12 protein-coding genes are annotated in these 14,762 nt (G+C 68.0%); 7 read left to right on the top strand and 5 right to left on the bottom strand.

Annotated features, from left to right (window positions below; genetic code table 11):
* Positions 1-49: 49 nt before the first annotated feature.
* From glyA to purU, 7 genes are read left to right on the top strand one after another with little or no spacing between them, the layout of a single operon-like run.
* Entirely contained in the window at positions 50-1,390 is a 1,341-nt protein-coding gene (gene glyA, locus G9E11_RS19685; protein ID WP_311764425.1) for a serine hydroxymethyltransferase, read from the top strand.
* Complete coding sequence (locus G9E11_RS19680; protein WP_190608971.1) at positions 1,387-2,607, top strand: sarcosine oxidase subunit beta family protein; 1,221 nt, start codon at positions 1,387-1,389, stop codon at positions 2,605-2,607. The genes glyA and G9E11_RS19680 overlap by 4 nt, the downstream gene beginning before the upstream one ends.
* A 27-nt stretch (positions 2,608-2,634) precedes the next feature.
* The gene (locus tag G9E11_RS20840) at positions 2,635-3,006 is read left to right on the top strand and encodes a sarcosine oxidase subunit delta (protein ID WP_102971526.1); all 372 of its coding nucleotides are present in this window, start codon (positions 2,635-2,637) and stop codon (positions 3,004-3,006) included.
* On the top strand, positions 3,003-5,954 hold the full coding sequence (locus G9E11_RS19670; RefSeq protein WP_190608969.1) for a sarcosine oxidase subunit alpha family protein: 2,952 nt from the start codon (positions 3,003-3,005) through the stop codon (positions 5,952-5,954). The genes G9E11_RS20840 and G9E11_RS19670 overlap by 4 nt, the downstream gene beginning before the upstream one ends.
* On the top strand, positions 5,947-6,582 hold the full coding sequence (locus G9E11_RS19665; protein ID WP_190608967.1) for a sarcosine oxidase subunit gamma: 636 nt from the start codon (positions 5,947-5,949) through the stop codon (positions 6,580-6,582). The genes G9E11_RS19670 and G9E11_RS19665 overlap by 8 nt, the downstream gene beginning before the upstream one ends.
* Positions 6,582-7,955, top strand: a complete 1,374-nt coding sequence (locus G9E11_RS19660) for an L-serine ammonia-lyase (protein ID WP_190608964.1) — start codon at positions 6,582-6,584, stop codon at positions 7,953-7,955. Before G9E11_RS19665 ends, G9E11_RS19660 begins: the two co-directional genes overlap by 1 nt.
* 4 nt (positions 7,956-7,959) lie before the next feature.
* Entirely contained in the window at positions 7,960-8,859 is a 900-nt protein-coding gene (purU, locus tag G9E11_RS19655) for a formyltetrahydrofolate deformylase (protein WP_190608962.1), read from the top strand.
* Positions 8,860-9,051: 192 nt separating this feature from the next.
* Here the strand turns inward: purU and bcp are convergent, their stop codons facing one another.
* From bcp to gcl, 5 genes are all read right to left on the bottom strand, one after another.
* A complete protein-coding gene (gene bcp, locus G9E11_RS19650; RefSeq protein ID WP_190608958.1) occupies positions 9,052-9,531 on the bottom strand; it encodes a thioredoxin-dependent thiol peroxidase in 480 nt (159 codons plus the stop codon).
* 84 nt (positions 9,532-9,615) lie between these two features.
* Complete coding sequence (locus G9E11_RS19645; RefSeq protein WP_190608956.1) at positions 9,616-10,344, bottom strand: winged helix-turn-helix domain-containing protein; 729 nt, start codon at positions 10,342-10,344, stop codon at positions 9,616-9,618.
* Between the two features lie 10 nt (positions 10,345-10,354).
* Entirely contained in the window at positions 10,355-11,698 is a 1,344-nt protein-coding gene (allB, locus tag G9E11_RS19640) for an allantoinase AllB (protein ID WP_190608954.1), read from the bottom strand.
* A complete protein-coding gene (locus tag G9E11_RS19635; RefSeq protein ID WP_190608952.1) occupies positions 11,691-12,896 on the bottom strand; it encodes a glycerate kinase in 1,206 nt (401 codons plus the stop codon). The genes allB and G9E11_RS19635 overlap by 8 nt, the downstream gene beginning before the upstream one ends.
* 55 nt (positions 12,897-12,951) lie before the next feature.
* Positions 12,952-14,730, bottom strand: coding sequence for a glyoxylate carboligase (gene gcl, locus G9E11_RS19630; protein ID WP_190608949.1), 1,779 nt, complete (start codon positions 14,728-14,730; stop codon positions 12,952-12,954).
* Positions 14,731-14,762 lie beyond the last annotated feature (32 nt).

Below are 14,762 nucleotides of genomic sequence, written 5' to 3'. Positions count from 1 at the left end.
ACACTGATATATCAGTCATAAGCAAAGTGGTATTTCATAAGGAGTATTCGTGGTTGAGCAGTTGAACGACCGACTTTCCGCAGTCGATCCCGAGATCCAGCAAGCCATTGCCCGCGAACTGGACCGCCAGCAGTCCACGCTGGAAATGATCGCCTCGGAGAACTTCGCTCCTGCGGCCGTCATGGAGGCGCAGGGTTCGGTCCTCACGAACAAGTACGCCGAGGGCTACCCGGGCAAGCGCTACTACGGCGGCTGCGAGCACGTCGACGTCGTCGAGCAGCTGGCCATCGACCGCGTGAAGGCACTGTTCGGCGCCGAGTTCGCCAACGTCCAGCCGCACTCCGGCGCGCAGGCCAACGCCGCGGCCATGTTCGCGCTGCTGAACCCGGGCGACACCATCCTCGGCCTTTCCCTGGCCCACGGCGGCCACCTCACCCACGGCATGAAGATCAACTTCTCCGGCAAGCTCTACAACGTGGTCCCGTATCACGTGCGTGAATCCGACCTCCGGGTGGACATGGCCGAGGTGGAGGCCCTGGCACTCGAGCACAAGCCGAAGCTCATCGTGGCCGGCTGGTCCGCCTACTCCCGCCAGCTCGACTTCGCCGAGTTCCGCCGGATCGCCGACCTCGTCGGTGCCTACCTGATGGTGGACATGGCCCACTTCGCCGGCCTCGTCGCCGCCGGCCTCCACCCCAACCCGGTGCCGTACGCCGACGTCGTCACCACCACCACGCACAAGACGCTGGGCGGCCCCCGCGGCGGCGTCATCCTCGCCAAGGAGCAGTACGCCAAGAAGATCAACAGCGCCGTCTTCCCCGGCCAGCAGGGCGGCCCGCTGGAGCACGTCATCGCCGCCAAGGCGGTGGCCTTCAAGCTCGCCGCAACCGAGGGCTTCAAGGAACGCCAGGAGCGCGTCCTGGAGGGCGCCAAGCTGCTGGCCGAACGCTTCCTGCAGCCCGACGTCGAAGCCGCAGGCATCACGGTGGTCAATGGCGGCACCGATGTGCACCTGGTCCTCGTTGACCTGCGGAACTCCGAACTGGACGGCCAGCAGGCAGAGGACGCACTGCACAAGATCGGCATCACGGTTAACCGCAACGCCGTTCCGTTCGACCCCCGCCCGCCGATGGTTTCCTCCGGCCTCCGGATCGGCACCCCCGCCCTGGCCACCCGAGGCTTCGGTGCCACGGCATTCACAGAGGTAGCGGACATCATCGCGACGGCGCTCATCGCAGCTGCCGGCAGCGGCACGCTCGACGACGGCACCGCCGTCGAACTCCGCGCACGCGTCACGGCGCTCGCCGGGCAGTTCCCCCTCTACCCCCAGCTCAGCGACGGCACCCAAATTGCCGCGTTCGAAGCAGACATGATTGGAGCGGCCCAGTGAGCACCCACCAGCTCCCGGAGCACCCGGATTTCCTGTGGCACAACCCGGAGCCCAAGTCCTCCTATGACGCCGTGATCGTCGGCGGCGGCGGGCACGGCCTGGCCACCGCGTACTTCCTGGCCAAGAACCACGGCATGACCAACATCGCCGTCCTGGAAAAGGGCTGGCTGGCCGGCGGCAACATGGCCCGCAACACCACCATCATCCGTTCCAACTACCTCTGGGACGAGAGCGCCGCCATCTACGAGCACGCCCTGAAGCTATGGGAGATCCTGCCCGAGGAGCTGGAGTACGACTTCCTCTTCAGCCAGCGCGGCGTGATGAACCTGGCCCACACCCTGGGCGACGTGCGCGAGAGCATCCGCCGCGTGGGCGCGAACAAGCTCAACGGCGTGGACGCTGAATGGCTGGACCCGCAGCAGGTCAAGGAACTCTGCCCCATCCTGAACATCAGCGACAACATCCGCTACCCGGTCATGGGTGCCACCTACCAGCCGCGTGCCGGCATCGCCAAGCACGACCACGTGGCCTGGGCCTTCGCCCGCAAGTGCGACGAACTCGGCGTGGACATCATCCAGAACTGCGAAGTCACCGGCTTCGTCAAGGACGGCAACCGCGTGGTGGGCGTCAAGACCAACCGCGGCACCATCAACACCGAAAAGGTGGGCCTCTGCGCCGCCGGGCACAGCTCGGTCCTGGCGGAGATGGCGGGCTTCCGGCTCCCCATCCAGTCCCACCCGCTGCAGGCACTGGTCTCCGAACTGCACGAACCCGTCCATCCCACGGTGGTCATGTCCAACCACGTCCACGTGTACGTCTCCCAGGCACACAAGGGCGAACTGGTTATGGGCGCCGGTGTCGACTCGTACAACGGCTACGGCCAGCGCGGTTCCTTCCACGTGATCGAGCACCAGATGGCGGCCGCCGTCGAGCTGTTCCCGATCTTTGCCCGGGCCCACGTGCTCCGGACCTGGGGCGGCATCGTGGACACCACGCTGGATGCCTCGCCGATCGTGGGCACCACCCCGGTGGACAACATGTTCGTCAACTGCGGCTGGGGAACCGGCGGCTTCAAGGGCACGCCGGCTGCCGGCCTGACCTTCGCGCACACTATCGCCACCGGAGCACCGCACAAGCTGAACAAGCCTTTCGCCTTGGAACGCTTCGAAACCGGTGCCCTGATCGACGAACACGGCGCTGCCGCCGTCGCCCACTAGCCACGGTCCACAAGAAAGAAGACGCACATGCTGCTTATCTCCTGCCCCAACTGCGGCTCGCGGGACGAAACCGAGTTCCACTACGGCGGCCAGGCCCACGTGCCGTACCCCGAGAACCCCAACGACCTTACCGACCGGGAATGGGCCGAGTACCTGTTCTACCGCGAGAACACCAAGGGCACCTTCGCCGAACGGTGGGTGCACAGCACCGGCTGCCGGCAGTGGTTCAACATGCTCCGCGACACGGTCACGTACGACATCCAGGCCGTCTACCCGATGGGGGTGCCGCGGCCCGCCGCGCCCTTCCCCCCGGCAGCTGACACCGGCACCGCAAGCACCGGCGCCGCCAGCACCACCCCCCTCAGCCCCAGCACCGCCCCGGAAGGAGCGACCAAGTGACCTCCCAGAACGCGCGCCTCAGCACCGGCGGCCGCATCGACCGCAGCATCTCTTGGCGCTTCACCGTGGACGGCGAGGAATTCACCGGACATCCGGGCGACACCCTGGCCTCCGCGCTGCTGGCCAACGGCCGCGTCGCCGCCGGCAACTCCCTGTACGAGGACCGCGCCCGCGGCATCCTGGCCGCCGGCGTGGAAGAGCCCAACGCCCTGGTCCGCATCGAGGCCCGGTTCCCCGGCGACGTTGCCGAGTCCATGCTCCCCGCCACCACCGTTTCCCTGGTGGACGGCCTGAAGGCCGGCTTCCTGAATGGCCTGGGCAAGCTGGACCCGGCGGATGACCGCGCCGAGTACGACAAGAAGTACGTCCACGCCGACGTCCTGGTGATCGGCGGCGGCCCCGCCGGCCTGGCCGCGGCCCGCGAGGCCGTCCGCAGCGGCGCCCGCGTCATCCTGATGGACGACCAGCCCGAACTGGGCGGCTCGCTCCTGTCCGGATCCACCGCTCCCGACCTGGCGGAAACCATCGAGGGCAAGCCGGCCCTGGAATGGGTTGCCGACGTCGAGGCCGAGCTGGTTTCCGGAGCCGAAAGCACCGTGCTGAACCGCACCACCGCGTTCGGTGCATACGACGCCAACTACGTCATCGCCGTCCAGAACCGCACCGACCACCTCTCCAGCCCGGCCGCCGCAGGCGTCTCCCGCCAGCGTATTTGGCACATCCGTGCCAGCCAGGTTGTCCTGGCCCCCGGCGCCCACGAGCGTCCGCTGGTGTTCGAGAACAACGACCGCCCGGGCATCATGCTCGCCTCGGCTGTCCGCAGCTACCTGAACCGCTACGCCGTGGCCGCCGGGCAGCGCGTGGTCATCAGCACCACCAACGACTCCGCCTACGCTCTGGCTTCGGACCTGCGCGCCGCCGGCGTCAAGGTCGCGGCCGTCGTCGACGCCCGTCCCGCCCTCACGCCGGTGGCTGCCGCCGCGGTCGAAGCCGGCACCCGGGTGCTGATCGGCAGCGCGGTTGCCAACACCTCCGCTTCTGAGGACGCAGCAGACGGCCGGCTGAACAGCGTCACCGTCCGCAGCATCAACGACGACGGCGAACTCACCTCGGGCATCGAAGAGATCGCCGCCGATCTGCTGGCCGTCTCCGGCGGCTGGAGCCCGCTGGTGCACCTGCACTCGCAGCGCCAGGGCAAGCTGCGCTGGGACGAGGACCTCGCGGCCTTCGTGCCGGCCACCGTGGTCCCGAACCAGCAGACCATCGGCTCCGGCCGCGGCAGCTTCGAACTCGCTGACTGCCTGGCCGAGGGCATCTCCGCCGGAGCTTCGGCGGCCATCGCCGCCGGCTTCGAGTCCGCCGTCGAGCCGTCCGCCCTGGCGGAGCCGAAGGCGTCCGCCCCGACCCGCCAGCTGTGGCTGGTCCCCGGCCAGACCGGAACCCCGGACGACTGGCACCACCACTTTGTGGACTTCCAGCGTGACCAGTCCGTGGCCGACGTCCTGCGCTCCACCGGCGCCGGCATGCGGTCCGTGGAGCACATCAAGCGCTACACCTCCATCAGCACCGCCAACGACCAGGGCAAGACGTCCGGCGTGAACGCCATTGGCGTCATCGCCGCGGCACTCCGCCAGGCCGGCGAGGCCTCCCGGGGCATCGGCGACATCGGCACCACCACCTACCGTGCACCGTTCACGCCGGTGGCCTTCGCGGCACTGGCCGGACGCCAGCGCGGCGAGCTGTTCGACCCCGCCCGCGTCACCTCCATCCACCCGTGGCACGTTGCCCAGGGCGCCCTGTTCGAGGACGTCGGGCAGTGGAAGCGTCCCTGGTACTACCCGCAGAACGGCGAGGACATGGACGAAGCGGTGCTCCGCGAGTGCGCCGCCGTCCGCGACTCCGTGGGCTTCATGGACGCCACCACCCTCGGCAAGATCGAGATCCGCGGCAAGGACGCCGGTGAGTTCCTGAACCGGATCTACACCAACGCGTTCAAGAAGCTGGCCCCGGGCTCCGCCCGCTACGGCGTCATGTGCCTCTCGGACGGCATGATCTTCGACGACGGCGTGACCCTGCGCCTCGACGAGGAAACCTACTTCATGACCACCACCACCGGCGGCGCCGCCAAGGTGCTGGACTGGCTGGAGGAATGGCTGCAGACCGAATGGCCGGAACTGGACGTGCACTGCACCTCCGTGACGGAACAGTGGAGCACGATCGCCGTCGTCGGGCCCAAGTCCCGCGACGTCATCGCCAAGGTTGCCCCGGAATTGGCCGCCAACGGCGGCCTGGACGCCGAGGCGTTCCCGTTCATGACCTTCCGCGAAACCACCCTCGCGTCCGGCGTGAAGGCCCGCATCTGCCGGATCTCGTTCTCCGGTGAACTGGCCTACGAAATCAACGTGCCGTCCTGGTACGGGCTGAACACCTGGGAATCCGTGGCCGCGGCCGGTGCTGAATTCAACATCACCCCCTACGGCACCGAAACCATGCACGTGCTGCGCGCCGAGAAGGGCTACCCGATCGTCGGGCAGGACACCGACGGCACCGTCACCCCGCAGGACGCCGGCATGGAATGGATCGTTTCCAAGGCCAAGGAGTGCATCGGCAAGCGCTCCTACTCCCGGATCGACCAGCACCGCGATGACCGCAAGCACCTGGTCAGCGTCCTGCCGGTGGACGGCTCGCTGCGGCTGCCGGAAGGAACCCAGCTGATCGAGAAGGGCATCCCGGCGAACCCCGCCTACGGCCCGGTCCCGATGCAGGGCTTCGTGACCTCCAGCTACCACAGTGCCGCCCTGGGCCGCTCGTTTGGCCTGGCGCTGATCAAGAACGGCCGCAACCGGATCGGCGAGACCCTGGTGGCCGCCGCCGGCAACCAGCTCGTCGACGTAGTCGTGGCAGAAACCGTACTGTTTGACCCCGAAGGGACCCGCAAAGATGGCTAACACCGCAGCCTTCACAGGCATCAATGGACTCCGGGAAATCCGCCGCAGCCCAGCCTCACACCTGGCCGAAGCATTCGAGACCGGGTCCGTGCAGGGAACAGTCACCCTCAACGAGGGCCCGTTCCAGACCATGGCCGGCGTCCGCGTGGACCCCAGGTCCGAGGCCGGCACCCGGATCGGCTCCGTCACCGGCGGCCTGCCGGTGCGCTGCGGCGAAGTCCGCGGCACGGACCGGGTCAGCGTCCTGTGGCTCGGCCCGCAGGAGTTCCTGGTCGTGGCCCCGGAAGACGCCCACGACTCCCTGGGCGGGGACCTGATCGGCTCCCTCAAGTCCGCCCTGGGCGACGGCGCCGGGCAGGTGGTGGACCTGTCCGCCAACCGCACCACGTTTGAGCTGTCCGGCCCGCAGGCCCGGGCAGTACTGGAAAAGGGCTGCGCTCTGGACCTGCACCCGCGCGTCCTCAAGCCGGGCACCGCCCTGAACACCGAGGTGGGCAACATCCCGGTGGTCCTGTTCAAGACCGGGGAGGAAAGCTTCCGGCTGTTCCCCCGCGCCTCGTTCGCGGACTACCTGGGCCGCTGGCTGCTGGACGCCATGAGGGAGTTCGCTTCCCCCGAGGTTCCCTGATGGCGCTCAGCGCTCTGGACCTGTTTTCCGTTGGCATCGGGCCGTCGTCGTCACACACGGTCGGCCCGATGCGGGCGGCGAAGCAGTTCGCCGACGGACTCAAGGGCGGCGGGCTGCTGAGCTCCACCGCCCGGGTCCAGGCGGAGCTCTTCGGGTCCCTTGGTGCCACCGGCCGGGGCCACGGCTCCGACAAGGCCGTGGTGCTGGGCCTGCAGGGCCTCGACCCGGAAACGGTGGACACCTCCACCGCGGACGACCAGGTGGCAGCCGCCGCCCTGGACGCCGAACTGCGGATCGGCGGGGACCACCGGGTGGACTTCAACTGGGACGAGGACGTGGTGCTGCACCGGCGGAAGTCGCTGCCGGCCCACCCCAACGGCATGACCTTCCGCGCCCTGGACCACGCGGGCACGGTGCTCAGTGAACGGAGTTTCTACTCCATCGGCGGCGGCTTCGTCGTTGACGGGGATGCCGACGCCGGCGCCAAGGTGGTGGCGGACGAAACCCCGCTGCCGTACCCCTTCACCACAGCCAATGAGCTCCTGGAGATCTGCAGCCGCGAAAACATGTCGATCTCGGACGTGATGCTCGCCAATGAACTGGTGTGGCGCAGCGAGGCGGAGCTCCGCGAGGAGCTGCTGAAGCTCTGGGCCGTCATGCGCGAATGCGTGGACAACGGCTGCGCCGCGGAAGGCATCCTGCCCGGCGGGCTGAACGTGAGGCGGCGGGCGCCGTCGCTCTTCCAGACCCTGGCCAAGGACTCCGGCAGCACCGACCCGCTCCGCGCCATGGAGTGGGTGAACCTCTTCGCGCTGGCGGTCAACGAGGAGAACGCGGCCGGAGGCCGCATCGTCACCGCCCCCACCAACGGGGCGGCGGGAATCGTGCCGGCGGTCCTGCACTACTACGTGAAGTTTGTTCCGGGGGCCGACGACGACGGTGTGGTCCGCTTCCTGCTGGCGGCAGCCGCCGTCGGGATTCTTTTCAAGATCAACGCCTCCATCTCCGGTGCCGAGGTGGGTTGCCAGGGCGAGGTGGGCTCGGCCTGCTCCATGGCGGCCGCCGGGCTCTGCGAGGTGCTGGGCGGCACCCCCGAACAGGTGGAGAACGCCGCCGAGGTGGGGATCGAACACAACCTCGGGCTGACCTGCGACCCCGTAGGCGGCCTGGTGCAGATCCCCTGCATCGAGCGGAACGCGATCGCCAGCGTCAAGGCCATCAACGCCGCGCGCCTGTCCCTGCACGGGGACGGCAGCCACAAGGTGTCGCTGGACAAGGCCATCAAGACCATGCGCGAAACCGGCGCCGACATGAAAACCAAGTACAAGGAAACCTCTCGAGGAGGCCTCGCCGTGAATGTAATTGAGTGCTGAAACCATGACTGCTATCCAAACTGAGAACCGCGCCTCCGGGCAGGCGAACAGCGGCGTCGAGCACGTCCTGACCCTGGACTGCCCCGAGGGCCCGGGCATCGTGCACGCTGTCTCCGGCTTCCTGCTGGAGTACGGCTGCGACATCATCGACAACAAACAGTTCGGCGACCGGTCCGAAGGCCACTTCTTCATGCGCGTGCACTTCGCGTCCGACGGCAACGAATCCACGCTGGAGCAGCTGCGCGCCGGGTTCGCTCCCGTGGCGGAGAAGTACGACATGAAGTGGCGGCTGGAACGGAACGGGTCCCGCCGCAAGGTCCTGATCATGGTCTCGAAGTTCGGCCACTGCCTCAACGACCTACTCTTCAGGGCCCGGGTGGGGGAGCTCCCCATCGAGGTTGTGGGCGTGGTGTCCAACCACACCGACCACCAGACCCTAGTCGAGTGGCACGACATCCCCTTCTTCCACGTCCCCGTCACCGCGGCCACCAAGCCGCAGTCCGAGGCGCGGCTGCTGGAAATCGTGGACGAGCTCGACGTCGAGCTGGTGGTGTTGGCACGCTACATGCAGGTCCTCAGCGACGACCTGGCGCGGAAGCTGGACGGCAAGGCGATCAACATCCACCACTCCTTCCTGCCGTCGTTCAAGGGTGCCAAGCCGTACCACCAGGCGTATGCCCGCGGCGTGAAGACCGTGGGTGCCACCGCGCACTACGTGAATGCGGAGCTCGACGAGGGCCCGATCATTGCGCAGCAGGTGGTGGAGGTGGACCACACCTTCGGCCCCGATGATCTGGTCGCCGCCGGCCGGGACACCGAGTGCAAGGCGCTCAGCAACGCCGTCCGCTGGCACTGCGAAGGCCGCATCATCCTGAACGGCAACCGCACCGTCGTCCTGAAATAACGTGGTCCTGAAGTAGGGACGCGTCCTCACGTCCTGTCGCTTAAACCAGGACGCGTCCTCACGTCCTGTCGCTTAAGCCGAAACGCTCCTGCAGTTCATGCAGGAGCGTTTCGTTTTAAGCTGCGTTAGGTGAGGACGCGTTTGGGGTGAGGCGACGAAAGGTGAGGACGCGTCCGGGGGAAGAGAGCGTGCTTAGACGCCGAGCTGTTCGCGGAGCGCCTGGACGTGGCCCTGCGCCTTGACCTGGTACTGGGCCAGCGTGACCTTGCCTTCGGGATCCAGGACCACGGTGGAGCGGACGATGCCCTCGTGCACTTCGCCGTCGATGAGCTTCTCGCCCCAGGCGCCGTAGGCCAGGGCAACGGAGTGGTCCTCGTCGGCCAGCAGCGGGAAGGTGAGCCCGAAGTCGCCCGTGAAGTTGGCCAGTTTCTCCGGCGCGTCGGGGGAGATGCCCAGCACCGCGTAGCCGGAGCCCTGGAAGGAGGCCAGGTTGTCGCGGAAGTCGCAGGCCTCGGTGGTGCAGCCGGGGGTGGCCGCTTCCGGGTAGAAGTACACGATGACGTTCTTGCCGCGGTAGTCGGCCAGCGTGGTCTGCTTGCCTTCTGCGTCCTGCAGGGTGAAGTCGGGCGCCTGGGTTCCGGGCTGGAGCTTGGTGGTCAGTTTGGGGCTCATGGCATTCCTTCTGATGGATCTGGGTCGAGCGAAAAATCTGGTCAAGCACAATGACTGATCGGACTGATATGGATAACAGCAGCCCTAGATACTGTATTCCGCCGGGCCGCGCACGGTGGCTGCGGGTCCGCAGATGAAGCGGTAGCCGCCGCCGCGGACCGTGGCGATCGCGTGCCGGCCGCCGCGCAGCTTCCGCCGCACGCGCCCCACGTAGACGTCGATGGACCGGGTCGCTGCGCCGGGGCTGTCGAACGACTCCAGGAACAGCCGCAGCTCCTCCCGGTCAACGGTCCGCGAGCAGTGTTCCACGAGGTAGCGCAGCAGCTTGAACTCGACGCCGGTCAGGGGCACCCGCTCGCCGTCCAGCAGCACTTCGGACCGGGAAAGGTCCACGGCCACCCGGCTGACGTGGCCGGCCGACGGCGGGAGGTGGGGTGCGCCGCCGTCGTCCGTTTCCGGGGACTCCGGTTCCGCTGGTTCCTGTTGCGAGGAGTCCGGTTGCGGGGAATCCTCCGGGGAGGACGACGGCGACACGGGAGTTCCGCCGTCGGGCGCACCGTTAGGTTCCCCCTCCCCTGGGGGCGTGCCCGGGTGCGTCCCGGCGGCGGAAGTTGCAGCTCCGGCGGCGGGCCAGTGGACTTCCGCCTCCGGAGCAAATTGAAGGGCCCGCGCCAGCACCAGCTCGGCGGCCCGGGCCAGGATGTCGGGATCGACGTCCTGGCCTTCGCGGGGAGCTACCCAGACGGCCAGGCCGTGGGCCTTTGCGAAACTACGGGCCGACGTGCCGCGCGGTGAGTGGGCATGCACAGCCACGGCACGGTCCTCAGATGCCGCCGCGGCGGATCAGCTTGCCGCCGGGGTTCTGGCCGTCCACGACGTTGCCGCGGAGGTACGTGCGGCGGACCACGCCGGAGAGTGCCTTGCCGTCGTACGGGGTGATGGGGTTCTTGTGCTTGAGCTTGGACACGTCCACCACGAAGGCCTCGTCGTGCGCGAAGACGGAGAAGTCGGCGTCGTACCCCAGGGCCAGCTGGCCCTTGTTGGAGAGCCGGGCCAGGCTGGCAGGCTTCTCAGCCATCCACGAGACAACCTGCTCCAGCGGAATGCCGCGGTGCCGGGCCTCGGTCCAGATCAGGGACAAACCCAGCTGCAGCGAGGAGACACCGCCCCAGGCCACGGCGAAGTCACCGTTTTCCAGGTCCTTCAGGTCCAGGGTCGACGGCGAGTGGTCGGAGACGATGCAGTCGATGGTGCCGTCCTGCAGGCCCTGCCAGAGGAGCTCGCGGTTGGAGGCCTCGCGGATGGGCGGGCAGCACTTGTACGCGGTGGCGCCGTCGGGGATTTCCTCGGCCATGAGCGTGAGGTAGTGCGGGCAGGTCTCCACGGTGAGGTGCACGCCGTCGCGCTTTGCCGAAGCGATCATGGGCAGCGCGTCCGACGACGAGAGGTGCAGGATGTGGGCGCGGGCGCCGGTCCAGCGGGCGCGCTCGATCACCTCGGCGATGGCCTTGTTCTCGGCGCCGCGGGGGCGGGAGGCCAGGAAGGTGGAGTAGTGGGCGCCGCCGGGGTGGGGCGCGTGGTCGATGGCGTGCGAGTCCTCGGCGTGGACGATCATGAGCGAGTCGAAGGACTTCAGCTCGCGCATGTCCTCTTCCATTTCGTCCGCTTCCAGGTGCGGGAACTCGTCCACGCCGGAGTGCAGCAGGAAGCACTTGAAGCCGAAGACGCCCTCGTCGTGCAGCGGGCGCAGGTCGGCCTTGTTCCCGGGGATCGCGCCGCCCCAGAACCCGACGTCCACGAAGGCCTGGTCCTCGGCCACCTCGCGCTTGAGCTTGAGGCCGTCCACGTTGGTGGTGGGCGGGATGGAGTTCAGCGGCATGTCGATGATGGTGGTCACGCCGCCGGCGGCTGCGGCGCGGGTGGCTGAGGCGAAGCCTTCCCACTCGGTGCGGCCGGGCTCGTTGACGTGGACATGGGTGTCCACCAGGCCGGGGATCAGGGTTTCGTCGTCGGCGAGTTCAATCACCTCGGTGCCCTGCAGCCCGTTGCCGAGCGGTTCCAAAGCAACGATCTTGCCGCCGCGCACGCCCACTTCACGGGCCGCGATCCCGGCGGTGGTGAGGATGCGCCGGCCCCGGATGACCAGGTCAAAGCGTTCTTCAGACATTCAGGGGCTCCTTCGTGTTTGCACTGTCGGTCAGATGCACGCCGATGTGCTGACCCAATTCTTCAAGCAGTCGGCCTGCTTCACCTATACATATCTCTACATTGCTTTCCAGCGCAGTCAGAGGGTAGACCTGCCGGAAACCTGAACTCTGCTGCTGTTCCGGCGAGAGGGTGGTGCGGCCACAGACCGCGAGCACCGGCACACCGGCTTCGGCGGCTGCCCGGGCAACGCCCATGGGCGTCTTGCCCAGCAGGCTCTGTTCGTCGAGGCTGCCTTCACCGGTAATCACCAGGTCTGCGCCGGCCAGCCGTTCCGCCAGGCGGGTGAATTCAAGCACGACGTCGATGCCCGGGCGGCGCGATGCCGCCAGTGCCGCGATGGCGGCATAGCCGACGCCGCCGGCCGCTCCGGCGCCGGGGGCGTTGGCGGCCTTGACCGCCCGCGGCCCGATCTCCGCGGCGAGGACCTGGACGAAGTTGGCCAGGGCGGCGTCCAGCTCGCCGACGTCGGCGGCGGTGGCGCCCTTCTGCGGCCCGAAGATGGCCGCCGCGCCTTCCGGCCCGAGCAGCGGGTTGTCCACGTCGCTCGCCAGGATGAAGCGGGATTCCTCCAGCCGGGTGTCGAAGCCGGAGAAGTCGATGGACGCGAGGTGCGCCAGGGCGGCGCCGCCGAGGGGCAGTCCGTCGCCTTCGGCGTCGAGCAGCCGGGCGCCGAGTCCCTGCAGGACGCCGGCGCCGCCGTCGGTGTTGGCGCTGCCGCCGACGCCCAGGATGATCTGCCGGCAGCCGGCGTCGAGCGCCGCGCGGATCAGTTCGCCGGTTCCCAGGCTGCTGGCGGTGCGGGCGGTCCCGGAACCGGGCCGCCCGCCGTCGTAATTCGGCAAAACCGCGAGGCCGGAAGCTGCGGCCATTTCTATCACGGCTTCCCGGCCGCGGACGGCGAATTCCGCCGTCAGTGGCTGCCCGGTGGGGCCGCTGACAACGGCGCTCCGGCGGGTGAAGCCGGAGCCGACGGCGGCGTCGAGGGTGCCCTCGCCGCCGTCGGCCACGGGAATCCGCAGTACCTCAAGGGTGCCCTCTTGTCCAAGGGTGCCGGGGCGGCCCGCTGTGGCGGAACGCAGCCCGGTTTCAAGGTGCCGGGCCACGTCCGGGGCGGAGAGTGAGCCCTTGAACTTGTCCGGCGCGATCACGATGCGCATTGCTTGCCTATCTTCGGTACTTTTCGGTGCGGCTGACTGTTAGTCCTGCAGAGGATTAATCCTGCAGGGCCAGGATGGCGGTGGGGGCGTCGGCGGCGGTTTCGGCCAGTTCCTCGAACTCGTTCACGGCGTTGATCTCGAGGCCCATGGAGATGTTGGTGACCTTTTCCAGGATCACTTCAACCACCACGGGAACCTGGAACTCGCCCATCAGCGCCTTGGCCTTGTCGAACGCGGCCGGCATGTCCTCCGGGCTGGTCACCCGGATGGCCTTGCAGCCCAGGCCCTCGGCCACCTTGATGTGGTCCACGCCGTAGCCCTCGGTCTCGGGGGAGTTGATGTTGTCGAAGCCCAGGGACACGTTCTGCTCCATGTTGAATCCGCGCTGCGACTGGCGGATCAGGCCCAGGTAGGAGTTGTTCACCACCACGTGGATGTACGGCAGGTTGAACTGCGCGCCCACGGCCAGCTCTTCGATCATGAACTGGAAGTCGTAGTCGCCGGACAGTGCCACCACGGTCTCGCCCGGCTTGCCGCGAACCACGCCGAGGGCGGCCGGGGCGGTCCAGCCCAGCGGGCCTGCCTGGCCGGCGTTGATCCACCGGCGGGCGCCGAACACGTGCAGCATCTGCGCACCGGCGATCTGGGACAGGCCGATCGTGGACACGTAGGTGGTGTCCTTGCCGAACGCCTTGTTCATCTCCTCGTACACGCGCTGCGGCTTGATCGGCACGTTGTCGAAGTGGGTCTTGCGGTGCAGGGTGGCCTTGCGCTCGGCGCATTCGGCAACCCAGCCCTTGTAGTCCGGCAGGCTTCCGGCTGCCTGGCGCTCGCGGGCCAGTTCCAGCAGTCCGTCCAGGGCGGCGCCGGCGTCGGAGGCGATGCCGAAGTCCGGGGAGAACACGCGGCCGATCTGCGTGGGCTCGATGTCGATGTGCACGAACTTGCGGCCGGCGGTGTAGGTGTCCAGGCCGCCGGTGTGGCGGTTGGCCCAACGGTTGCCGATGCCGATCACGAAGTCGCTGCGCAGGAAGTTCTCATTGCCGTAGCGGTGGCTGGTCTGCAGGCCCACCATGCCGGCCATCAGCTCGTGGTCGTCCGGGATGGCGCCCCAGCCCATGAGGGTGGGGATGACGGGAACGTTCAGCAGCTCGGCCAGCTCCACCAGCTGGGCGGAGGCACCGGCGTTGATGATGCCGCCGCCGGCCACGATCAGCGGGCGTTTGCCGGCGGTCAGCATGTCCAGTGCCTTCTCCAGCTGCCTGCGGGAGGCCCTGGGCTTTTCGACGGGCAGCGGCTCGTAGGTGTCGATGTCGAATTCGATCTCGGTCATCTGCACGTCGATCGGCAGGTCCAGCAGGACCGGGCCGGGGCGGCCGGAGCGCATCAGCTGGAAGGCCTTCTGGAAGGCGCCGGGAACCTGGCCGGGCTCCAGGATGGTCATGGCCATCTTGGTGACGGGCTTGGCGATGGACTCGATGTCCACGGCCTGGAAGTCTTCCTTGTGCAGCTTGGCCACCGGGGCCTGGCCGGTGATGCAGAGCATGGGGATGGAGTCGGCCCATGCGGCGTAAAGGCCGGTGATCATGTCGGTGCCGGCGGGGCCGGAGGTGCCGATGCAGATGCCGATGTTGCCGTCAGCTGCGCGGGAGTAGCCGTCGGCCATGTGGCTGGCGCCTTCAACGTGGCGGGCCAGGGTGTGGCGGATGCCGCCGTGTGCCCGCATTGCGGAGTAGAACGGGTTGATCGCCGCACCCGGCAGGCCGAACGCCTCGGTGGCGCCCTCCTTTTCCAGGATGGCGATGGCAGCGTCTACGGTGCGCATCTTGGTCATGGTGTGCTCCTAAAAAGTCTGTTTTTGGGTGT

Origin of the sequence: Arthrobacter ipis, from assembly GCF_014694315.1 — a bacterium.
GTDB classification, from domain to species: domain Bacteria; phylum Actinomycetota; class Actinomycetes; order Actinomycetales; family Micrococcaceae; genus Arthrobacter; species Arthrobacter ipis.
Note: the sequence above shows the minus strand (reverse complement) of the source record. Positions and strands in the feature narration are given on the sequence as shown.